General features: G+C 33.8%; 21 protein-coding genes and 1 pseudogene. 5 read left to right on the plus strand and 17 right to left on the minus strand.

Going from position 1 to position 22,378, the window contains the following annotated elements; genetic code table 11:
* Positions 1-58: 58 nt before the first annotated feature.
* Together prfB and lysS are read left to right on the plus strand one after the other, a co-directional pair.
* Positions 59-1,157, plus strand: a protein-coding gene (prfB, locus tag H3T83_RS06980) for a peptide chain release factor 2 (RefSeq protein WP_110452940.1) whose coding sequence is annotated in 2 segments (ribosomal slippage) — positions 59-133 and positions 135-1,157 — 1,098 coding nt in all. Because the reading frame shifts where the segments join, the coding sequence is not laid out codon by codon here.
* Between the two features lie 31 nt (positions 1,158-1,188).
* A complete protein-coding gene (lysS, locus tag H3T83_RS06985; protein ID WP_034902917.1) occupies positions 1,189-2,703 on the plus strand; it encodes a lysine--tRNA ligase in 1,515 nt (504 codons plus the stop codon).
* A gap of 371 nt (positions 2,704-3,074) precedes the next feature.
* Here lysS and H3T83_RS06990 read toward each other — a convergent pair whose 3' ends face one another.
* From H3T83_RS06990 to ung, 4 genes are all read right to left on the minus strand, one after another.
* On the minus strand, positions 3,075-4,313 hold the full coding sequence (locus H3T83_RS06990; protein WP_370528019.1) for a uracil-xanthine permease family protein: 1,239 nt from the start codon (positions 4,311-4,313) through the stop codon (positions 3,075-3,077).
* 122 nt (positions 4,314-4,435) lie between these two features.
* On the minus strand, positions 4,436-5,062 hold the full coding sequence (upp, locus tag H3T83_RS06995) for a uracil phosphoribosyltransferase (protein WP_034902911.1): 627 nt from the start codon (positions 5,060-5,062) through the stop codon (positions 4,436-4,438).
* A gap of 161 nt (positions 5,063-5,223) precedes the next feature.
* The gene (gntR, locus tag H3T83_RS07000; RefSeq protein WP_198215408.1) at positions 5,224-6,228 is read right to left on the minus strand and encodes a gluconate operon transcriptional repressor GntR; all 1,005 of its coding nucleotides are present in this window, start codon (positions 6,226-6,228) and stop codon (positions 5,224-5,226) included.
* Positions 6,228-6,914 (minus strand): uracil-DNA glycosylase, encoded by a 687-nt coding sequence (gene ung, locus H3T83_RS07005; RefSeq protein WP_065577924.1) that lies wholly within the window; start codon positions 6,912-6,914, stop codon positions 6,228-6,230. Before ung ends, gntR begins: the two co-directional genes overlap by 1 nt.
* Positions 6,915-7,307: 393 nt before the next feature.
* On the opposite strand from ung, the gene grcA reads away from it, so the two are divergent.
* A complete protein-coding gene (gene grcA, locus H3T83_RS07010) occupies positions 7,308-7,691 on the plus strand; it encodes an autonomous glycyl radical cofactor GrcA (RefSeq protein ID WP_198215409.1) in 384 nt (127 codons plus the stop codon).
* 51 nt (positions 7,692-7,742) lie between these two features.
* Here grcA and H3T83_RS07015 read toward each other — a convergent pair whose 3' ends face one another.
* From H3T83_RS07015 to H3T83_RS07030, 4 genes are read right to left on the minus strand one after another with little or no spacing between them, the layout of a single operon-like run.
* Positions 7,743-8,798: a tyrosine-protein phosphatase gene (locus tag H3T83_RS07015; protein WP_198215410.1), complete on the minus strand. Its 1,056-nt coding sequence runs from the start codon at positions 8,796-8,798 to the stop codon at positions 7,743-7,745.
* Positions 8,799-8,801: 3 nt separating this feature from the next.
* A complete protein-coding gene (locus H3T83_RS07020) occupies positions 8,802-10,070 on the minus strand; it encodes a PTS sugar transporter subunit IIC (protein WP_165755069.1) in 1,269 nt (422 codons plus the stop codon).
* Positions 10,071-10,086: 16 nt separating this feature from the next.
* The gene (locus H3T83_RS07025; RefSeq protein WP_034902901.1) at positions 10,087-10,395 is read right to left on the minus strand and encodes a PTS sugar transporter subunit IIB; all 309 of its coding nucleotides are present in this window, start codon (positions 10,393-10,395) and stop codon (positions 10,087-10,089) included.
* A 17-nt stretch (positions 10,396-10,412) separates the two neighbouring features.
* Positions 10,413-10,718 (minus strand): PTS lactose/cellobiose transporter subunit IIA, encoded by a 306-nt coding sequence (locus H3T83_RS07030; protein WP_034902898.1) that lies wholly within the window; start codon positions 10,716-10,718, stop codon positions 10,413-10,415.
* A 170-nt stretch (positions 10,719-10,888) separates the two neighbouring features.
* Between H3T83_RS07030 and H3T83_RS07035 the strand changes: the two genes are divergently transcribed.
* Positions 10,889-13,585: a sigma 54-interacting transcriptional regulator gene (locus H3T83_RS07035; protein ID WP_034902895.1), complete on the plus strand. Its 2,697-nt coding sequence runs from the start codon at positions 10,889-10,891 to the stop codon at positions 13,583-13,585.
* 77 nt (positions 13,586-13,662) lie between these two features.
* On the opposite strand, the pseudogene H3T83_RS11570 reads toward H3T83_RS07035, so the two are convergent.
* From H3T83_RS11570 to dnaK, 5 genes and pseudogenes are all read right to left on the minus strand, one after another.
* Positions 13,663-13,872: pseudogene (locus H3T83_RS11570) on the minus strand (hypothetical protein); the annotation flags it as partial.
* Positions 13,873-14,065: 193 nt separating this feature from the next.
* Positions 14,066-14,707, minus strand: a complete 642-nt coding sequence (locus tag H3T83_RS07040; RefSeq protein WP_198215411.1) for a peroxiredoxin-like family protein — start codon at positions 14,705-14,707, stop codon at positions 14,066-14,068.
* Entirely contained in the window at positions 14,704-15,201 is a 498-nt protein-coding gene (locus tag H3T83_RS07045) for a MarR family winged helix-turn-helix transcriptional regulator (protein WP_065651393.1), read from the minus strand. The genes H3T83_RS07040 and H3T83_RS07045 overlap by 4 nt, the downstream gene beginning before the upstream one ends.
* A 195-nt stretch (positions 15,202-15,396) precedes the next feature.
* Entirely contained in the window at positions 15,397-16,527 is a 1,131-nt protein-coding gene (dnaJ, locus tag H3T83_RS07050; RefSeq protein ID WP_198215412.1) for a molecular chaperone DnaJ, read from the minus strand.
* A 126-nt stretch (positions 16,528-16,653) separates the two neighbouring features.
* Positions 16,654-18,573: a molecular chaperone DnaK gene (dnaK, locus tag H3T83_RS07055; RefSeq protein WP_034903492.1), complete on the minus strand. Its 1,920-nt coding sequence runs from the start codon at positions 18,571-18,573 to the stop codon at positions 16,654-16,656.
* A 227-nt stretch (positions 18,574-18,800) separates the two neighbouring features.
* Between dnaK and satP the strand changes: the two genes are divergently transcribed.
* Entirely contained in the window at positions 18,801-19,379 is a 579-nt protein-coding gene (satP, locus tag H3T83_RS07060; protein ID WP_034903495.1) for an acetate uptake transporter, read from the plus strand.
* A 70-nt stretch (positions 19,380-19,449) separates the two neighbouring features.
* Here the strand turns inward: satP and H3T83_RS07065 are convergent, their stop codons facing one another.
* The 4 genes from H3T83_RS07065 to H3T83_RS07080 all read right to left on the minus strand — a co-directional run bounded on the left by H3T83_RS07065 (position 19,450) and on the right by H3T83_RS07080 (position 22,361).
* Positions 19,450-20,385, minus strand: coding sequence for a hypothetical protein (locus H3T83_RS07065; protein WP_198215413.1), 936 nt, complete (start codon positions 20,383-20,385; stop codon positions 19,450-19,452).
* A gap of 120 nt (positions 20,386-20,505) precedes the next feature.
* Positions 20,506-20,949 carry a PTS sugar transporter subunit IIA gene (locus H3T83_RS07070; protein WP_065577933.1) on the minus strand — a complete coding sequence of 148 codons (444 nt, stop codon included), beginning with the start codon at positions 20,947-20,949 and terminating at the stop codon, positions 20,506-20,508.
* A 15-nt stretch (positions 20,950-20,964) separates the two neighbouring features.
* Positions 20,965-21,462 (minus strand): PTS sugar transporter subunit IIB, encoded by a 498-nt coding sequence (locus tag H3T83_RS07075; RefSeq protein ID WP_065577934.1) that lies wholly within the window; start codon positions 21,460-21,462, stop codon positions 20,965-20,967.
* A 38-nt stretch (positions 21,463-21,500) separates the two neighbouring features.
* Positions 21,501-22,361, minus strand: a complete 861-nt coding sequence (locus tag H3T83_RS07080) for a PTS system mannose/fructose/sorbose family transporter subunit IID (RefSeq protein WP_065614764.1) — start codon at positions 22,359-22,361, stop codon at positions 21,501-21,503.
* Positions 22,362-22,378 lie beyond the last annotated feature (17 nt).

A 22,378-nucleotide genomic window follows, 5' to 3' on the forward strand; every position in this document is an offset into this window, starting at 1 on the left:
AAATCCGTTACAATGTAGGATTAATTAAAAAACTTAAAAATCAACAAAACAGCATAATATGTTTGAAATTAATCCTATCAAATCGAAAATAGCCGAATTAACCGAGCGAACAGATGTGATTCGGGGGTATCTTTGACTACGATCTCAAGAAAGAACGTCTTGAGGAAGTCAATGCTGAATTAGAACAATCGGAAGTTTGGGCAGCTCCAGAAAAAGCACAAGCATTAGGTAAAGAACGAGTAATGCTTGAAGAGATCATCAATACCATTAATTCATTAGATCAAGGACTTGACGATGTTGAAGGCTTACTTGAACTTGCTGTTGAAGCTGAAGATCAAGATACTTTCGATGAAGCAAGTCTAGAACTAGAACAATTAGAAAAAAAACTAGCAAGTCTCGAGTTCCGTCGAATGTTCTCAGGTGATTATGATAGTGCTGATTGTTATTTAGATATCCAATCTGGATCTGGTGGCACTGAAGCACAAGATTGGGCGGAAATGCTACTTAGAATGTATCTCCGTTGGGCTGAATCAAAAGGATTTAGTACCGAAGTGATGGAAGTATCAGATGGTGATGTAGCCGGCATAAAATCAGCCACTATTAAGGTATCTGGTGATTATGCTTATGGTTGGTTACGTACCGAAACTGGCGTTCATCGCTTAGTTCGTAAAAGTCCATTTGATTCAGGTAACCGACGTCATACATCATTTGCATCAGTATTTGTCTATCCAGAAATTGATGATAATATTGATATTGATATCAACCCTGCCGATCTACGTATTGATGTTTATCGCGCATCTGGTGCTGGTGGTCAGCATGTTAATAAAACCGAATCTGCTGTTCGTATTACCCATGTGCCAACAGGGATTGTGACTCAATGTCAAAACAATCGCTCTCAACATAGTAATAAAGATCAAGCGATGAAGCAGCTCAAAGCAAAACTTTATGAGCTGGAAATGCAGAAAAAGAATGCCGAAAAACAGCAGATGGAAGAAAATAAATCCGATATTGGTTGGGGTAGTCAAATCCGTTCATATGTACTTGACGACTCAAGAATTAAAGATTTACGTACCGGCGTCGAAACCCGTAATACTCAAGCCGTTTTAGACGGTGATTTAGATCAATTTATTGAAGAAAGCTTAAAAGCAGGTTTATAACCCTGTTTGGTGATAAATAAAAGGTAATATTATGTCAACACAGCAAGAGCAACAAAACCATATTGAAGAGTTAAACAACGAGCTTACAATACGTCGTGAAAAGCTAGCTGCAATTCGCGAACAAGGTATTGCTTTCCCAAACGATTTTCGTCGTGACGCAATCTCAAGCGAACTTCATAAATTGTATGATGATAAAACTAACGAAGAGCTAATCGAAAATAAAATTATCGTTACTGTTGCTGGTCGCATGATGATGCGCCGTATTATGGGAAAAGCATCATTTGTATCACTACAAGATGTAACTGGACAAATCCAACTTTATGTCACTCGTGATGATCTACCAGAAAATTACTATAACGAACAATTTAAAAAATGGGATCTTGGTGATATTGTTGGTGCTAAAGGTTATTTATTCAAAACCAAAACTGGTGAGCTTTCAATCCATTGTCAAGAAATTCGCTTATTAACAAAAGCACTACGTCCATTACCAGATAAGTTCCATGGCTTAGCCGATCAAGAAATGCGTTATCGTCAACGTTATCTTGATTTAATTACTAATCAACAATCACGCGATACCTTTATTGCTCGTTCAAAAGTGGTGACTGAAATTCGCAACTTTATGCTTGAAAACCACTTTATGGAAGTTGAAACACCAATGATGCAAGTGATTCCTGGAGGAGCTTCAGCAAAACCATTTATCACTCATCATAATGCGCTAGATTTAGATATGTACTTACGGATTGCGCCAGAACTTTACTTAAAACGTTTAGTTGTTGGTGGATTTGAACGAGTATTTGAAATCAATCGTAACTTCCGTAATGAAGGGGTATCACCACGACATAATCCAGAATTTACAATGATGGAAATGTATATGGCTTATGCCGATTATAAAGACCTGATTGTATTAACCGAAGCATTATTCCGCCGTTTAGCTATCGCAGTAACGGGTGATGCAGTTGTACAGTATGGCGAACATTCTTTTGATTTTGGAAAACCATTTATCAAAATGACGATGCGTGAAGCAATTTGTCATTATCGTCCAGAAACGAATAATGCCGATTTAGATGATTTTGATAAAGCATGTGCAATTGCCAAAGATGTGGGTATCAAAGTAGAAAAAGGTTGGGGATTAGGTCGAGTTGTAACTGAAATTTTCGAAGAAGTTGCTGAAGCTAACTTAATACAACCAACTTTTATCACCGAATATCCAGCTGAAGTATCACCACTGGCTCGTCGTAATGATGAAAACCCATTTGTCACTGACCGCTTTGAATTTTTCATCGGTGGACGAGAAATTGGTAATGGTTTCTCAGAACTTAATGATGCAGAAGATCAGGCGCAACGTTTTGCCGATCAAGTATCACAAAAAGATGCTGGTGATGACGAAGCAATGTTCTATGATGAAGATTACATTACTGCATTAGAACATGGTTTACCACCAACTGCAGGCCTAGGGATCGGTATTGACAGAACTGTAATGTTATTTACCAATAGTCATACTATTCGTGATGTCATTTTATTCCCAACAATGCGTCCAATTAAATAACGGTTGTTACTTACTATTAAACCAAACTCACTTATTGAGAAATAAGTGAGTTTTTTATATTTCAAAAACCCCTTTCCTCAATTTTTTTAAAATAGCTTTACTATTTGGAAGTTATTACTCACTTACGTTTGTAAACAACATACGGTAAATCAAATCTATTTTATTATGCAAAAATAATAGTTATTAAGTTAATCCTAACGCTTAAAATTAGAATTTGATCAATGTACTCTTAATATTTTTTATAAAAGTTAGTACTTGCTGACTAAAATAATTATTTATTAAGTAAAACGTAGAGATCTTATAGAGTAGTAAAAAAAGGAAATATGATTAGCCGTTAATCGATTTTATAATTAACGGCGAGAATGTTTATCTTAGTTATTGGTTTTAGTTTGTTGCGGTAAGATTAAATTTAACACAATGGCTAAAATCCCACATAAACTAATACCTTGTAATGCATAAGAACCAAAATCGAAGATCATGCCACCAATACCAAATACTAGTACTAACGAGACGATACACATATTCCGTGATACAGAAAGATCAACTTTATGTTTAACTAAAATATTAATACCAACCGAAGCAATTGAACCAAATAACAGCACCATGATTCCACCCATTACGACAGTTGGAATTGAGCTTAAAAATGCCCCTATTTTACCAATGAAAGACATTAAGATTGCCCAGATTGCTGCCCATGTCATTACTTGTGTTTTGAAATTGCGGGTTAATGTTACCGCACCAATAACTTCAGCATAAGTAATACATGGTGGCCCACCAAAAAATCCTGCTGTTGTAGTAGCCAATCCATCACCCAACAATGTCCGTTGTAAACCAGGTTCACGAGTATAATCTTTACCTGTTACAGCACCGATTGCCATAATATCCCCCACATGCTCAATAGTTGGAGCAATGACAATAGGAATCATATATAAAATAGCTTGCCACTGAAACTCGGGAAATGTGAAATCAGGTACTTTAAACCATGGGGCATCAATAACCGGTTGAAAATTGACAATACCAAAAGCACATGAAAGAGCATATCCAACCACAATACCGGCAATAATCGGAACCAATCTAAAAAAGCCTTTTGCCCAGATAGCAACAATTAAAGTGGTTAACAAAGAAGCCATGGAAATAATAATAAGTTGATAGTTTTCGGCTTGAAGTCCACTATCTTTACCCATAGCCATATTAACTGCAACGGGAGCTAATGATAAACCAATCACCATAATAATTGGCCCGGTCACCACCGGTGGTAAAATCCGATCGATAACATTGTTACCATTAATTTTGACCAGAAAAGCAAAAAACATAAATACCAAACCAGCGGCAACCAATCCACCTAAAGTTGCCGGTATTCCCCATTGAGCTACACCAAAAGAAATTGGAGCAATAAAAGCAAAAGAAGAGGCTAAAAATACCGGTACTTTATTTTTGGTTGCAAGTTGAAATAACAATGTACCGACACCGGCAGTAAACAATGCTACATTTGGATTTAAACCAGTTAACAGTGGCACTAAGACTAAAGCACCAAAAGCGACAAACAGCATTTGAGCACCAGTAAAAATATCTTGCCAGGCTGGTTTTGATGGTGAAGTATCCTTTTTAATTTCATCATTATTGATTTTAACCACGTTTTCCTCTCTTCTTAAACTTCTTTTTGCTAATAGCAAATTAATTATTAAATAGCAGACATAAAAAAACCGGATAAACCGGTCTAAAAATTGAGATTTTATTTAGTACCAAATATTTTGTCTCCGGCATCACCTAGCCCAGGTAAAATATAGCCTTTATCATTTAGACGTTCATCAATTGATGCCGTATAAAGTTCAACATCAGGATGAGCTTGTTCTAATACTTTGATACCTTCTGGCGCAGCAACTAAAACTAACACTTTGATATTTTTACAGCCTGCTTTTTTAAGTAGATCAATAGTTGCTACCATTGAACCACCGGTTGCTAGCATTGGATCAACAACTAACGCCATTCGTTCTTCGATATCTGAAGTGAGTTTTTGGAAATAAGGAACCGGTTCAAGTGTTTCTTCGTTACGATAAAAACCAACAACACTGATTCTTGCACTAGGTATGTGTTCTAATACGCCATCCATCATACCTAAACCAGCACGTAGAATAGGAACAACAGTAATTTTTTTACCTTTAATACGTTCTACTTGCACAGGGCCACACCAACCTTCAATGGTTACGGTTTCTGTTGGTAAGTTAGCGGTTGCTTCATAAGTTAATAAACTACCAACTTCACTGGCAAGGTTTCGGAAATCTTTTGTGCTAATATCGTGTTCACGCATTAAGCCAATTTTATGGCGAACTAGAGGGTGTTTTACTTCAACAATTTTCATGGGGGCCTCAGTGTTATTCTTTGATGATCTAATTAGTAGGTGTAAATAACCACTGAGAGGCGATTTTAGCATAGATATCAAATCATGAAAACCTGAAATCCATCCCAACCTAATCAATAATGTGATAATGATATAAATTTTAGAAAATATTTTAAAATTAATTACAAACTTTCACCATCAAGATATTCAACAGGTAAATCGATGACCTTTTCAGCAATATTTTCACCATTTATACGTTTCAAGAGTAATTCCGTAGCAATTTTTCCCATTTCAATTCTTGGCGTATGAATGGAAGCTAATTTAGGATTCATATACTGGCCAATTTTATGTCCATGAAAACCAACAATCGCTATTTGTTTAGGTATTTCAATACCAATACGCTGACATTCAAGTAATACACCTAAAGCCAAATCATCATTGGTACTAAAAATACCATCAACACATGGATATTCTTTTAATATCTGGTGTAAAAATCTCGCCCCTAAATCATAAGATGAGGCTTCTTTAGTAGCTAATGTTTTAGGCGTTAATCCTGCCTCTTGCATGGCTTTTTCATAACCTTGTTGCCGAATGATACTACGTTGATCTTGTCTTGCACTAAAATAGACTATGTGGCGTCGTCCTTTATTTATCATGCGATGAATCATATTTTTTGTAGCCGTAAAATTATCAAATCCAACCGCCATATCAATGCAAGGCGACACGCTGTCCATAATTTCCACTACTGGGACACCTGAAATTTCAATCATCTTTAAGGTAGCTGGATTATGTATCCTTTCAGTCAAAATTAATCCATCAATATTATAAGACAGCAAAGAACGGACTCGTAACTCTTCTTTATCAGCGTTATATCCGGTGTGAGTGATCATGGTTTGATAACCTTGCACATCGGAAACCATCTCAATACCTTTTAAAATATCAGCAAAAACTTGGTTAGTTAACGAGGGAAATACAACTCCAATAGCATGACTTTTGGCATTTGATAACATATCAGGAGCTTTGTTAGGAATATACCCGAGCTTATCAATAGCTGATGATATTTGTACTTGAAGTGATTCAGATACAAGCTTAGGATCTCGCAAAAAGCGACTTACTGTCATTTTGCTGATCCCAACTAAATTAGCAATTTCCTGTAAACCAGGACGGCGTTTCTTATTACTACTCATTAACTTTTTTCCGGTAATCGTGGTTGCCAATCGATAGGTGTTTTACCATGCTGTAAAATAAAATTATTGGCTTTTGAAAAGTGTTTACAACCAAAAAATCCACGATGAGCCGATAATGGCGATGGGTGTACCGCCGTTAACACATGGTGTTTTTGACGATCAATAAATTGACCTTTTTTTTGCGCCGGAGAGCCCCAAAGTAAAAACACGACACCTTGTAAATGCTTATCGATCGCTTCAATAACATGATCAGTAAAGGTTTCCCAACCTATTTTGGCATGAGAGTGAGCTTGACCTGCTTCAACCGTTAATACGTTATTGAGTAATAAGACACCTTGAGTAGCCCAATAGCCTAAATAGCCATGATTAGGTATCGTGAATCCTTCAATATCAGTTGCTAACTCTTTATAGATATTTAATAACGAGGGAGGCGGTTTGATTCCGGGTAATACAGAAAAAGATAAGCCATGAGCTTGATTTGGGCCATGATAAGGATCCTGCCCTAGGATCACTACTTTAATATCACTAAATGCAGTAAAGCGAAAAGCATTAAATACATCGTGCTGGGGTGGGTAAATAATTTTACCTTGTGCACGCTGCGTTGCCACAAACTGCATTATATGTTGAAAATAGGGCTTCTCTTTTTCAGAGCCAATAACATCATTCCATGTTAATTGATTACTCATATTTGACCTTTACAATTGTTTTATCTAGTTCAACACTGGATTTATTGATGATATCAATTATACCTAAAAATACCAATAAACCTACTGATAATCAATGATGAGAAAAGTACTCTTCATTCAACAGTAAATCAGTGTTCAACTAATAAAAAGATGTATAAAAATAACTTGTTTAGTTTAAGATCATCAAAATATCACTTAAATTGCAAGTGACAATAAAAGATTACCTATTAATAAATATAAAGTTATGTGCAAAAATTGGGTAAACCTACACAATCAACGGTAAAACTTATCAGATTAATAGCTTTTTTTGATTTTAATCAAATTTTGAAAGTGCTATATTACTTATAAATAGTTTAGGACAATAAGGTCCAGATCCATTAGGAGGATTTAAAAATGATTACAGGTATCCAAATTACTAAAGCTGACAATGCTGCACTACTTAACTCTTTCTGGTTATTAGATGATTCAACAAAAGAAGCTCGTTGTGTTGCTGCTAAATCAGTTTACAAAGAAGATCAAATCGTCCCAACTGCGGAACTTGGTCAATTCGAATATCGTGAAGTTCCATTAGATGTAGCACCAACAATTAAAGTTGAAGGTGGTCAACATTTAAATGTAAACGTACTTCGTCGTGAAACATTAGAAGATGCAGTACAACATCCAGAAAAATACCCACAATTAACAATTCGTGTTTCTGGTTATGCAGTTCGTTTTAACTCACTAACTGCTGAACAACAACGTGACGTTATTGCTCGTACATTTACTACTAAAATGTAATTTACATAGTATAAATTAGATTAACCCAGTTTAATACTGGGTTAATTTTTTTTAATATAAATAATTTTGTTTTATTTTTTCTCTTTCACTTTCTGTTATTTTCAACGCTTTAGTTAAATACCCCGTAATTGAACCAAATCTTATTCGCATTTCATCAAATGCAGCTTCAAGGTAACTGCTACGCGCTTCCATCATAGAATACAAAAAAACTAATATTTCAGCATTATCGGTCTCTTTTTTATATTTCTCCATTCTACGCATATTACGCGAATACCTTAATTCACTTGTCATTGCATAATCTAATAATATAGTTTGTTCATCAACACCTAAAATAGCTAATATAATAGCTATACCGAAACCGGTTCTATCTTTACCTCCTCGACAATGTTGTACTATCGCTAAGTTTCGGCTATCTAAAATAATATCAACAAGTTCTCTATATATTTTGGCGGTTTCAGGATTACGGATAAAATCACGATTTTGTTCTTGCATAATTAGCCCAGAACCATCAATAACCATTTTGCCATTTTTGCTTTGGCTTAAACTAATGAGTTCCTGTATTTTTTCATGATCATTACTAGCTTTAGCTGCTAACTCTGCTGAAGATGCATCGGGAATTAAACGAAGTGTATTTAGCTGATTATTCCACAAGCGATTGGGCTGTTTGCTGTATTCTTTTTCATTACGATAATCAATAATAGTATGAAAATTTGCCGTATTTAAATATGCGATATCCTTATCTGTCAAATTATGTAAATGATCTGAACGATAAAGATTACCCCATCTAACAGTTTTACCATCACCAGTTCTATAGCCGCCAATATCACGAAAATTATTTGCACCTTCCAATGGTAGAACACGTTCAGCAGTCACATAATTTTGACCATTAATATCAAGGATAAAATAGCAACGCCTATCATCAAGAATATCTAAATCAATGCTTGATTGTGTTGTTTGGGTAAGGATAGTTTTTTCTGCATTTTTTATATCAGCACTATCACTCAAATAAATTTTTACCTCACGCGACTTTGGTGGTGATTGCCAACTTAGACGTACACGGTTTGATGATAATCGTTCAACTGCATTAACTATAATATTATTGTGCATCTACTATTTCTCCGTTGCCGCTTGTTCAATACTAAGTTTTTGTTTATCCATGTAACGAACAAATGGAAAGTAAACTAACATAGCAACAACTAACAATACCACATGCCATATTGCCATTTGCCAACCACCAATCATAAATCCTTTAATAATTTCAGGCGTTCCAGCCGTTGGTAGAGGCATACCATTAACACGAGGAATAATACCAATCAATGTAGCAAAATAAGATAAGCCGACATTAATTGTTCCAGCAAAAATCAACGGTAAAAATAGAATTGGATTTAATACCATAGGTAAACCAAATTTATAAGGCTCACTAATACCAAAGCAACCAGGTATAAAGCCAATCTTACCTAAACTTTTCATTTGTTGGCTCTTACAGCGTACTAATAAAATAGATAATGCCAAATAACGCGGTCCTTTTTGTGCATTAATAAATGTCATTGTGACAATAAATGGTAATGCCTGACCTGCTTGAAATGCTTCTAAATTAGCGATATCAAAAGGATAGAATAAGGCATATAAGATAGCCGAAGTCGCCATTGAACCGTGAATACCAAAGAACCATAAAAATTCCGCTAAAAATACAATTAATAACGCTGCTGCTAAACTTGCACCTAAGCCTTGAAGCGGTACTTGAATTATGGAATAAATTAAATTATGTACATTATCAAATTCGGTAAGACCAACTAACGCATTAATTAGAGCAAAGACTACGGCAATAATAAATGCGGGAATAAGACTGGAAAAAGATTTTGAGACAAAATCAGGTACTGACTCAGGCATTTTTATCGTTAGTTTACGATTAAGTAAGAAAATATAAAAACGTGTAGCAAATAATCCTACTAACATCGCAACAATCATTCCTCTTGAACCAACATACAAGAGATCAATGGCTGCAATACCGTTGGTTTTCATTGGAGTGATAAAAAGGAAAGCCATTAGCCCCATTAATGCAGCTAAAATACCATCTTTTTTATGTAATTCTGCCATCTTATACGAAATAGCCACTACGACATAGAGTGAAATCACGTTCATGGTGACTACTGAAGCAACTTTAAAAGCGGATTTCAATCCTGTTGCCACTAATACTGCCTGATAAGATTCTATATTTAAACTATTTAAAACCGCAACAATCGAGCCTACCATCATGACAGGTAATAGCATCATCATGCCACTTGAAACAGCTTGCACAGAATAACTTGATTGAATAGAGCCAATAACCTTTTGCAATTTTGCTCTAAAACTCATTAGCGTTTCTTTATTATTTATCATAATAAAATCTCTCTTATTAGCTGATTCCATTGTCTAAAATTTCTAAGGCAGTTTTTAACACCTTTTCACCATTCATCGTTCCATAGTCTAGAGAATCAATAACAACTATTGGAATGTCATGCTGTTTTTTTAAGTTTTCATAGATATACTCTATTTGCGGTCCTAACATAATAATGTCCAGATCATCATATTGATCTAATTCAGTTTCGCTTACTGCATTAATATTGACATCAATACCGATCTTTTCCGCAGACTCTTTCATTTTTTTGACTAACATACTGGTAGAGAATCCACCCATACAAGCTAGCATAATGTTATAAGTCATATTAATTACCCCTTTAATTATTTATCTTTTAATATTTCTATAATTTCAATGGCTAAGTCTCGCATTGAAATTGCATTCATTAAGTGATCTTGAGCATGAATAATCAGTAACGAAACTGGAATATGATTACCCTGAATCTCGTTTTGAATTAATTCAGTCTGTGTTTTATGCGCAATCGCTAAAAATTTTTTTACTTCTTCAATTAAACTATCGGCTTGTTCAAAATTACCTTTACGAGCAGCCCTAATTGCTTTTAGGCAGCGACTTCTTGCATCACCGCTATTGGTAATTAGTTGCATTACAATCTCTTCATACTCATTCATTAATTTTTCCTCAGTTTGATATATTTCATGTAATAAATAACAGCAATAACCGTGCCAAAACAAAATAAATTAAAAATAATCAATAATTAATTTTTTAAGTTACTAATGTGTTTTTATGTGTTTTAATACACATTAAGGAATAGATTTGCTAAAACACATTAGGATGTGAAATGTTAAGAATTGAGATTATTTTCCAAAAATTACAGGAATTAACGCTAAAAAACAGTGAAGGAGTTACTACTTCTGAACTTGCCACATTACTGAATTATTCTCGGGCAAATGTTAGCCACGAATTAAATCAGCTTATTAAGCAAGGAAAAGTGGTTAAAGATAAAGGAAAACCAGTCAAATATTCTATTGCTAAATCTTCGATAAAAACCGAAAACAAACCAAATTTCAAATTTGGTGAATTCAAAAATTTTATCGAATCTAGCACCAGTTTGCATACCTTGATTGAACAAGCTAAAGCAGCTATATTTTATCCTCCTCATGGTATGAATATTTTAATTACTGGTGAGACAGGAGTTGGCAAATCACTGTTTGCCGAACTGATTTATAACTATGCTAAAAGTGTCAATAAAATTAGTCCTGATGCGCCATTTATCCACTTTAATTGTGCTGATTACGCTTCAAATCCACAATTACTTTTAACCCAATTATTCGGCTGTAAAAAAGGTGCCTATAGTGGTGCAATCGATGATCGTGAAGGTTTAGTTGAAAAGGCGCACACCGGGCTGTTATTTTTAGATGAAGTTCACCGTTTACCACCAGAAGGACAAGAAATATTTTTTACTTTTATTGATAAAGGCCTTTTTAGACGACTAGGTGATACCGTAGAACGAACCGCACAAGTTCGCATTATTGCCGCAACGACAGAAGATCCTAATTCAGCATTATTGCGTACATTTACTCGTCGCTTTCCTATGAATTTAACAATTCCGCCTTTAAGAGCAAGAACTTTTGAGGAAAGGTTTAATCTAATTCAAAATTTCTTTAATACCGAATCGGCACAATTAAAAGAAAAAATTGTCGTATCAAGTAATGCTCTTCGCGCTTTGTTAGGCTATAACTGTCCCAATAATATAGGGCAACTTGAAGCTGATATTCGTTTTATTTGTGCAGCCGCCTATGCCAAACATATTTCCTACAGTAATTCAGAGTATATTTATATTAATAGTGCTCTATTACCAAATCATATCAGTGAAGCATTATTGATTGAAACACAACATCGCCAAACGTGGAATAAAATCATTGGTATTAATCGAAAAAATATTATATTTCAGGGAGAAGATAATAAGATCCTATATGAAAATAATAAATCTAATGATATCTACGATATCGTAAATCGAAAAATCGCTGAATTAAAAACACAAGGTAGGGGAAATTTCGAACTCGAAGAAGAAATTGAACAAGAGATTCAGGATTATTTTTATACCTATATTTATAATAATACTAAAAAATATGATAAGAATAAGTTGAAAAATATAATTTCAACTAAAGTATTACGTTTAACTGAAGCCTTAATTGAACAGGCTGAAAACAGTTTACAGTGCAGCTTTAATAATCGTATTTATTATAGTTTAGCTAACCATATCGAACAGACATTAAAGCGAATAAATAGCAATCAAAAGATTAGTCATCCGCAATTAAATAAAATCCGAACGAATTATCCAAATCAATTTAATGCTGCACTTGATTGTCTCACAATGATTGAACACATTATGGATACGACATTGCCCATTGATGAAGCTGCTTATCTGGCCATGTTTTTTATATATGGTACTAATAATCCTATTTTACCTTCAAATAATGTGCAAATTGTCGTTATTGCTCACGGAGATAAAACCGCAACGTCAATCACGAAAACAGCACATGACTTACTTAACATTGAATATGCACTTGCTTTTGATGTGCCACTTGATGAATTGCCACAAAAAATTCTCGAAAAAATTATTAACCATATTCAATTAACTAAAAATAAATCAGACATGCTATTACTGGTTGATATGGGATCTTTGAAAAATTTTGGTGAAGAAATAGAGGCAAAATGTAATATTAAAACCAAAACAATTCAACTGGTTAGTACTTTACATGTGATTGAGGCAATTCAAAATGCAATGAATGGATATTGCTTAGAAGAAGTATATGAGAATGTCTTACAAATTCATATGCTTAATCAAGCACCATTAGTATCAGCACCGCAAGAAGAGAGTTTAGTTAATAAAAAATTAGCCATTTTAATTATTAATGTGCCGAATAAAAGTACCAATATCACCATAGATTTATTAAATAATGTACTTTCATATCGACAAAATATCTTAGACATTATTGCACTTAGTTTATCTCACGAAGATGATAAATTATTTAAAGAAATCGAAGAGATTCAGCAAAATCATACGATTGTTGCTATAGTGAGCCCATTTAACTTTAATACTTCAATCAGCCAATTCGATTTAACATCATTAATTTATCCGGACAATATTAAGAAATTACAGCAATTAATTGATATTGAAACCATTTACTCTTTAATCGAAAAAACACTTTCGAATATTTTATCCAATATTGAACCACGCGATTTACTAACCGATATTAAGCATTTTAATGAAAATATAACCCGTAAATTTAATATTAGAGTATCAAATAATACTTTGATTGGACTGGTTATGCATATCGCTTGTATGCTTGAACAGATAATTAATGGCGAGCAGAGCAAGGTTAAATTTATTGATAAACAAAATTATATTCGTAAGTATAGGAATGAATATTCAATTATTAAAGATGAATTAGTTGTCTTCGAAGAAAAATATAAAATTACCATTCCTGAAGAGGAGATCTGCTATATATTAAAATTCTTTAACCACCTTTAGAAAAAATGGCAATATGAAGCCATACTCCTGATATGACCTGATCGATAAAGCCCGTAATATCACGGGCTGTTATGAGGTTATTTAAAAATTAGGCCTGTTTTTTGCCAACAAAAAGATGAGCAAATTAATATTAATATCACCAATATAGCGAAGACAAAGTATGGATCAATATAGGCTGGTAAACTAAAGATACTCGATAAAATATAGCCATATAACCTTACACCAAATAACGCAATAAAAGCGGATTCAATCGCACTACTGACAGTTGTGGCAATAAAGGCTTTTTTCTTTATCTTCACAAGCTGTATATAACTCACTCACAGCAGAACAACAGCGTTATGTTATTGCGTATGTTCTCACAACTAAAATGTAACTTTATAGTTTTAATTAAATTTAATATAAAAAGGGATAATATAAATATTATCCCTTTTTATATCAGATTAGTAACATTTCATATTGCTAGATAAATTTAAATTTTTATTACTTTAATACATTTATTAATTCGGATATATCAGCTCGTTCCATATAATTAGCATTAACATAAGCAAAATAAACCTTTTTATCTTGCCCAATTAAATAAGTTGCTGGTATTGGTAATGTATAGCTATCATCGCCATTAAAATCCAATAAATTAGCACCTAAACTATTATATAACTCTCTAACTTTTTCAGGTAATGTGAATACTAAACCAAACTTATTAGCTATGTTATTTTTAATATCTGATAGTATCGTTATCGACATCGATTTTTCTTGTTTTAACTGTGCGCTAATTGCAGCTTTCTGTGGTGAAATAGCAATAAAATGCATATTTTTAACTTGCTGAATTAGCTCTAAATTATTTTGAAAATGTTCTAATTCTTTTACACAGAACGGGCACCAACTACCTCGAAAGAAACTAATAATTACGGGTTTGGTTTCCAGTAATTTATATAAATTGATTTCTTGATTATCAGTTGATATTAGTGAAAAGTCTGGTGCAATATCTCCACATTGTAAAGCATGACTACCTAGTTTTTCATTTAACATATCTGCTAATGAGCTATCCAGAATATTTTGTACTTCTTGGGGTAATTGGGTAATTAAATCTTGTCTTAATCTTTGTAAATCTTCAATTAGTTTCATTTAACGATTTCCTTTCTTGATACATTTTCATGAATTTGGCTTAATACCTTTTTGAATATAGCAACATCATTATCAGATAAATTATTAGTTATTTTTTCTATCCAAAAACTGTGCTCTTTTAACGTTTCCGTCAATAAATCCATTCCTGCTGGGGTTAAACAAATAATGGAAATTCTTTTGTCATTTTCATCATTTCTTTTTGATACTAGCTCATCATTAATTAGAGAACTAACAAGTGTTGTTGTTGAAGCTTTAGTTATCCCTAATAATTTAGCAATTTCTTGCAAAGATAATTCTTGGTATTCTTTTAATAAAACTAAAATAATTAATCGACTTTCTGAGAGATGATATTTTTGAAGACGTTTGGCACACTCTATATCAATTAGATTAGCAACAGATAACAACGTAAAGCATGTTCGGATCTTTTCTAAATCTACCGTGTTTTGTTTCTTCAAAATATTGCAAAAAGATAAATAGCGATTTTCAAGCTGCATACTTTATATCCATAAAATTAGTTAGCCACCTTACTAATTTAACATGCTAATTAAGATATGGTTTAATGTCAATAAGGAATATTGAATAATAAAGAAAAATATACGATATCTGAAAACAGCAATAATGCTATTTAAAAAAGCAGAATAAAAAAATCGAGCCATTATTTGGCTCGATTGTATAATCAATAACGAAGGTTATCCAAAAAATTTCTTCACTTTATCAATAAAGCCTTTTTCTTTTGGACTGTGTTTTGAGTTTTTATCGGATTTAAAACTTTCGCCTAACTCTTTTAATAACTCTTTTTGTTTGCTAGTTAGATTAACTGGTGTTTCAACTGCAACATGGCAATAGAGATCACCTACAGCACTGCCTCGTAATGATTTAATGCCTTTTCCACGTAATCTAAACATTCTACCGGTTTGTGTTTCGGCCGGTATGGTTAGGCTAACTTTACCGTTCAGGGTTGGTACTTCAACCTCACCACCTAGTGATGCTAACACAATATTAATTGGAATTTCACAATGTAAATTAGTGCCATCTCGCTCAAAGATTGCATGCGGTTTTACTTGTACTTGTACATATAAGTCACCAGCAGGTGCACCGTTTAATCCAGCTTCACCTTCACCTGAAAGTCGAATACGGTTTCCTGTATCAACCCCAGCAGGAATAGTAACAGAAAGTGTTTTAGTTTTTTGAACACGTCCTTCACCATGACATTTCTTACATGGATTTTTAACCACTTTTCCACGCCCATGACAAGTCGGACACTCTTGCTGTACGGCAAAAAAGCCTTGTCGCATTTGCACAACACCAGCACCGTGACAGGTATTACAAGTTACAACATCTGAAGCTTTTTCAGTTCCTTGACCATGGCAAACATCACAATTAACCCAAGTTGGTACTTTAATCTCTTTGCTTACACCGCTAGCTGCTTCTTCTAATGTTAATGAAATATTATATTGTAAGTCATTACCACGCGATGCTGCTTGACCTCGTCCTCGGCCACCACCGAAGAAATCACTGAAGATATCATCAAATGCAGAACCGCCGCCAAAACCACCAAAACCGCCGAACCCACCTGCGCCACCTTGCCCTTGTTCAAAAGCTGCATGGCCATACTGATCATAAGCAGCTTTCTTTTGTGGATCGGTTAAGATTTCATAAGCTTCTTTAACTTCTTTGAATTTTGCTTCAGCTTCAGCTTTGTTATCCTGATTTTTATCCGGATGATATTTCATGGCTAGGCGTTTGTAGGCTTTTTTTATCTCAGTTTCACTGGCATTTTTACTCACGCCTAATGTTTCATAATAATCTTTCTTCGCCATAATTAACCTTTAAATTTAATCATTATATAAACAACTAAACGGGCTTGAGTTACCTCGCGCCCGTTTAATGTTTTACATGTTTAAAACTCGTTGCAATAACTCATTAAAAAACATATCAGTTAATGCTTATTTTTTTTCATCATCAACTTCTTTGAAGTCTGCATCAACAACATCATCTTGTCCTGCAGCACTTCCGCTATTGGCTTGACCTGCAGATTGATCTGCTTGAGCTTGTTGTTGAGCTAACTCAAGTAATTTTTTTGAAGCTTCCATTAATGCATTAATTTTAGCTTCGATCTCTGCTTTGTCTTCACCGCGAGCTGCATTTTCTAAATCACTCACAGCGCTTTCAATAGCTGTTTTATCATCAGCTGATAATTGATCACCAGCTTCAGTCACTTGTTTACGAGTTGAGTGAACAAGATGATCAGCTTGGTTACGAATTTGAGCTAATTCTTCAAATTTACGGTCTGCATCAGCATTTGCTTCAGCATCATTTACCATTTTTTGGATCTCTTCTTCGCTTAATCCTGAAGAAGCCTTAATGGTAATGTTTTGCTCACGACCAGTATTTTTATCTTTTGCTGATACATGCAAAATACCATCAGCATCGATATCAAAGGTTACTTCGATTTGTGGCATACCACGTGGTGCAGCTTGAATACCATCAAGGTTAAATTGACCTAATGATTTGTTGTCACTTGCACGTTTACGTTCACCTTGTAATACATGGATAGTTACAGCTGATTGATTATCTTCAGCAGTTGAGAATACTTGACTATGTTTTGTTGGGATAGTCGTGTTTTTCTCAATCAAGGTAGTCATTACACCACCCATTGTTTCAATACCTAATGATAATGGTGTTACGTCAAGTAATAATACATCTTTAACATCACCACCTAATACACCACCTTGTACTGCCGCACCAACAGCTACTGCTTCATCAGGGTTAACGTCTTTACGTGGTTCTTTACCAAAGAAATCTGCAACAGCTTTTTGAACCATTGGCATACGTGTTTGACCACCAACTAGGATGACATCTTTAATATCAGAAACACTAAGACCGGCATCTTTTAATGCTGTTTTAACAGGTTCCATTGAACGTTTAACTAAATCTTCAACTAATGATTCAAGTTTAGCGCGAGTCACTTTGATATTTAAGTGTTTTGGCCCACTTGCATCAGCAGTAATATACGGTAAGTTAATATCAGTTTGTTGAGCTGATGATAATTCAATTTTCGCTTTTTCAGCAGCTTCTTTTAAACGTTGCATTGCTAATGGATCATTTTTAAGATCAAATCCTTGTTCACGTTTGAATTCATCAACTAAATAGTTGATTAAACGTGAGTCAAAGTCTTCACCACCTAAGTGAGTATCACCATTTGTTGCTAATACTTCAAATGTTTTTTCACCATCAACTTCATCAATTTCGATAATTGAGATATCAAAAGTACCACCACCAAGGTCATATACAGCAATAGTACGGTTACCAACATCTTTATCTAAACCATAAGCTAACGCTGCTGCGGTTGGCTCGTTGATAATACGTTTTACATCTAAACCGGCAATACGACCAGCATCTTTGGTTGCTTGACGTTGTGCATCATTAAAATAAGCAGGAACAGTAATAACTGCTTCTGTCACAGGCTCACCAAGATAATCTTCTGCAGTTTTCTTCATTTTCTTTAATACTTCAGCAGAAATTTGTGGTGGAGCAATTTTTTGACCTTTAACATCAACCCAAGCATCACCATTATCAGCTTTAACAATTTTATATGGCATAATACCAACATCACGTTGTACTTCAGCATCTTCATAACGACGACCGATTAAACGTTTAATTGCAAATAATGTATTTTGTGGATTGGTTACGGCTTGGCGTTTAGCTGGTTGACCAACTAAGATTTCACCATCTTGAGTGTAAGCAATGATGGAAGGGGTTGTGCGATCACCCTCGGCATTTTCTAATACTTTTGCTTGACCATTATCCATTACTGCAACACATGAATTTGTTGTACCTAAATCGATACCAATAATTTTACCCATAATCTTTTCTCCTCAAACCTGTATTTTATTTCTTATATATAAGACTGAAAACATCGTTTTCAAGTCCCATTTTAGATAAAGAAATGTTTTTGTTTTCACATAAATGGGAACAATATTATTAATATCAAGGGGTGATACAAAATTATTTTTTACAAAATCTTGATTATCAGCTTTTCAACACTTATTATTGCCGCTCTTTTTTACTAAGATTAATTTATAGGATCCTTATGGAACAAATAAAACTTGCAAATCCAGGTCCACTTGGACTAATGGGTTTTGGTATGACTACAATTTTATTAAATATTCATAATGCAGGATTTTTTCCAGTTATGACGGCAATCGTTTCTATGGGTATTTTTTATGGTGGCTTAGCCCAAGTAATCGCAGGAATATTAGAATTCCGTAAAGGAAATACCTTCGGAACAACAGCATTTACTTCATACGGTTTCTTTTGGATTGCTTTAGTTGGTATTTGGTATTTACCTACTTCACCAGCAACTGCACCTACCGATGCAACTTTTTTAGGGATTTTTCTAGCACTGTGGGGTATTTTTACCGCATTTATGTTTATTGGTACATTAAAAGCTAACCGAGCATTACAATTTGTTTTTGCCAGCTTAACCATTTTATTCGCTCTATTAGCAATTGGTAATATTTCTGGTAACCATGACATTATTCATATTGCTGGTTTTGAAGGCATAATTTGTGGTGCGAGTGCAATTTATCTTGCGATGGCTGAAGTTCTAAATGAACAATTTGGTCGTACAATTCTACCTATTGGTGCAGCAAAAGGTGCTACACATTAGTTCATCATAATTCTGATACCTACCCAATTCTATCGGTAGGTATCAAGTTCTTTTCCGCAACAATCCATTATCATTTTTCATTCATCAATGCTCGGCATACATCTCGTAGCGATTGTGTATGTTTTTCTAATCTTTCATCAGATAAATAATTATCTTTAGACGAGTGAGCATTTTTTATAAGAATTTTATTATCTTCATTTATATGACCTGATGTGATCATAATGTAATTAGATAATTGAGTTTCAATACTCCCATCATGAAAATGAACATCCGCTATATTTAGATCAGATCCTTGTGGTTTAAAAAAAACTAAATCATCACCGTTCGCAATACTATCCAAGAAAATAAATTTTTTATCTTTGATTTGTTTAGCATAGCTTTCTAACATTTTTAAACCATATTGGCCACTATTGCCGCCATCATAAAGAACAAAAGCAATTTTTTTCTTTTCTTTTTTATCTAACTTATTAATAAGATTAATAATAGTAATAATACTTGATGAATTACAAACGAAATTTTTAGTGTTTGGAATGCCACTTTTAAATTTGGCAATTAAGAAAAACAATAGCACTGTTGAAACTATAGCTGAAATGCCAGAAATACTGAAAAAGCCATTAATCCGGATATCAGGTAAAAAAACGAGGTAATTTAATATTAATGATGCAATGAATAAAAATATAAACGGGGCAACACTAATAAAGTAAGTCAGCTTACTAAATTGTGATTGAAAAGCATACGTTTTCTGCAAATTAAAATTATTGATGCCTGTATCGTAATTAGTACAAATAACGACCTCTGCTTTATTAAGATCGCCGATATAAGCATTATAATAATTTTGATAACGTCTAGTTGCTAATTTTAATTTAGATAGTTTCGCATCCACTTGATAACCTAATGGCGCTAATTCCTTAGATATTACCCTTAAAAAAGAGATTTTCTCTTTTGGATTAAACCTTTTACCAAATATGATGCCATATCGTAAAATCAGATCTTTCAATATTTCCATTATTAATAAACTATTTTTAAATAAAGTTAGACAATATAGTTAATATGATTTTTAAAATCATATTAACTATAAATAGATTAAGATAAACATTAACTTAATAACATTAAATTAGTTATTACATTAATAGTCATCATCATTTTCATTGTTGTTTGATTGAGATATGTTGGCAATGGCATCTTGAATATTTTCATGCCCTGCCTCGATACATTCGGCAGTAAGATCATTCAAGGACACAGAATCCCTATTACATACTGCATTAATTACCATAGGCAGACTCATACCAGTAATGACTCGAACATTCATACCAAGCTCATTCCATTGCGGAACGCATTGCATCGAAGCATTATATGGAGATGCACCATAAAGGTCGACAAATACAAGAACACCATCGCCAGAATCTAAAGATTTTGAACAATTGAATAAATCAGTTTTTAACTGATTTATATCTTGCCCAGGATTAAGTGATAATGATTCAAATTGGCTTTGTTCTCCAACAATCATTTTCACACTGTCTTTTATTCCCGCCGCCATACTTCCATGGCTAACTAATAAAACACCGATCATATTATTAATCCTATATTATTCAAACATTTTAATTACTTCACTTAAAGGTACTTTCTTTAATGAAGGCGTTGCTTGGCAATAAATATCCATATTCGGAAAACTATTTTGTAAATCAATTAATAAATCGAGTTGCTCTTTATTAATCGATACTTCTTTAATGATTGAGGTTGCCCCTGGAACCAGTGGTAAACCGCCAATATTAAGATTAGTTACAGGTACGCCAGATTTAATAATTTTATACATTACTTCAATATTTTTAGTAATTAAAATAACGTTAAAATCATCATATTGACGATCGTTCCAATACCTAACCGCACCATCTTCTTTTAATACTCTAATTTTATGACCAGTGCTGGCACCTGCGCCAAGAATAATATTTTTGGTGAATTCATCATTTGCCGAATAATCATCTGCAACAAATAAGGCATTAGCTCCGGCCGCTTTTGAAACATTTGTTGCGACTTGTCCATGAATCAGACGACTATCTACTCGAGCTAAAACAACTTTTCCCATAATTTAAAACCTCTATTATTATTTATATTTAATTATTTTTATAAAATACCAATTGCAGCTAAAACACCAAGAATAACTGTTAGCCCAATTAATGCTTTTGTTACTTTCAAACCTTTCTTAGAAAAATAAAAGTACAGTCCCATTACAACAACAAGCGGTAATACTCCAGGTAGAATCTTATCCAATGTATCTTGTATAATGAAATCTTTACCAGATAAGGTAAATTTTAAACTTGAAGAAACTTTAATATAGCTTGCAGCTAAAATACCCATCATAAATAGACCTAAAATAGATAAGGCTTCTATGATCATCTGCATCTTATTACCAACGACTTCTGTTGCCGCATTTCTACCTAATTTAAATCCTAATTGGGCAAAATAGTAACCAACAAATAGTTGATATAAAACAAATGCAACAAATGGGAACAATGCACCTATCGCTAAACCTTCTTGCGCCCAAGGTAATGCGATGGCAATAAAAATATATTGTATAGTACCCGAGTCAATCGCATCCCCGATACCAGCCAAGGCTCCCATTAAACCGGCTTTAGTGTTATAAAGCACATCATTGTCGATACTAATCGGTTTGTTTTGATAAACTTCATCAGCACGCACCGCTTCTAATGAAGCCATAATCCCTGAAATTGTTCCACCACCCCACGTAATTTGAGTATTAAAAAATAACAAATGCCGTTGATAAGCAGCAGCTAATTCACTTTTTGATTTATATAACTTTTTAAGAATTGGCATTAATCCCCACATTAATGATGCCGCAAGATAACGGTCAAATGAGTGTGGAATTTCATTGGCATAATACCAACGTAACCATGCAAATGTGATATCTTTTTTAGTAATCGTTTCTGGCTTTAGATCAATACTTTCTTGTACTATTTCTGTCATTATAAAATTCCTCTTTC

The organism is Gilliamella sp. M0320, from assembly GCF_016101635.1.
GTDB classification, from domain to species: domain Bacteria; phylum Pseudomonadota; class Gammaproteobacteria; order Enterobacterales; family Orbaceae; genus Gilliamella; species Gilliamella apis.

Coding starts and splice junctions, on each gene's coding strand:
- lysS (WP_034902917.1), top strand. CDS start 1,189: ATGTCAACACAGCAAGAGCAACAAAACCATATTGAAGAGTTAAACAAC.
- upp (WP_034902911.1), bottom strand. CDS start 5,062: ATGAAAATTGTTGAAGTAAAACACCCTCTAGTTCGCCATAAAATTGGC.
- gntR (WP_198215408.1), bottom strand. CDS start 6,228: ATGAGTAGTAATAAGAAACGCCGTCCTGGTTTACAGGAAATTGCTAAT.
- ung (WP_065577924.1), bottom strand. CDS start 6,914: ATGAGTAATCAATTAACATGGAATGATGTTATTGGCTCTGAAAAAGAG.
- grcA (WP_198215409.1), top strand. CDS start 7,308: ATGATTACAGGTATCCAAATTACTAAAGCTGACAATGCTGCACTACTT.
- H3T83_RS07015 (WP_198215410.1), bottom strand. CDS start 8,798: ATGCACAATAATATTATAGTTAATGCAGTTGAACGATTATCATCAAAC.
- H3T83_RS07020 (WP_165755069.1), bottom strand. CDS start 10,070: ATGATAAATAATAAAGAAACGCTAATGAGTTTTAGAGCAAAATTGCAA.
- H3T83_RS07025 (WP_034902901.1), bottom strand. CDS start 10,395: ATGACTTATAACATTATGCTAGCTTGTATGGGTGGATTCTCTACCAGT.
- H3T83_RS07030 (WP_034902898.1), bottom strand. CDS start 10,718: ATGAATGAGTATGAAGAGATTGTAATGCAACTAATTACCAATAGCGGT.
- H3T83_RS07035 (WP_034902895.1), top strand. CDS start 10,889: ATGTTAAGAATTGAGATTATTTTCCAAAAATTACAGGAATTAACGCTA.
- H3T83_RS07040 (WP_198215411.1), bottom strand. CDS start 14,707: ATGAAACTAATTGAAGATTTACAAAGATTAAGACAAGATTTAATTACC.
- H3T83_RS07045 (WP_065651393.1), bottom strand. CDS start 15,201: ATGCAGCTTGAAAATCGCTATTTATCTTTTTGCAATATTTTGAAGAAA.
- dnaJ (WP_198215412.1), bottom strand. CDS start 16,527: ATGGCGAAGAAAGATTATTATGAAACATTAGGCGTGAGTAAAAATGCC.
- dnaK (WP_034903492.1), bottom strand. CDS start 18,573: ATGGGTAAAATTATTGGTATCGATTTAGGTACAACAAATTCATGTGTT.
- satP (WP_034903495.1), top strand. CDS start 18,801: ATGGAACAAATAAAACTTGCAAATCCAGGTCCACTTGGACTAATGGGT.
- H3T83_RS07065 (WP_198215413.1), bottom strand. CDS start 20,385: ATGGAAATATTGAAAGATCTGATTTTACGATATGGCATCATATTTGGT.
- H3T83_RS07070 (WP_065577933.1), bottom strand. CDS start 20,949: ATGATCGGTGTTTTATTAGTTAGCCATGGAAGTATGGCGGCGGGAATA.
- H3T83_RS07075 (WP_065577934.1), bottom strand. CDS start 21,462: ATGGGAAAAGTTGTTTTAGCTCGAGTAGATAGTCGTCTGATTCATGGA.
- H3T83_RS07080 (WP_065614764.1), bottom strand. CDS start 22,361: ATGACAGAAATAGTACAAGAAAGTATTGATCTAAAGCCAGAAACGATT.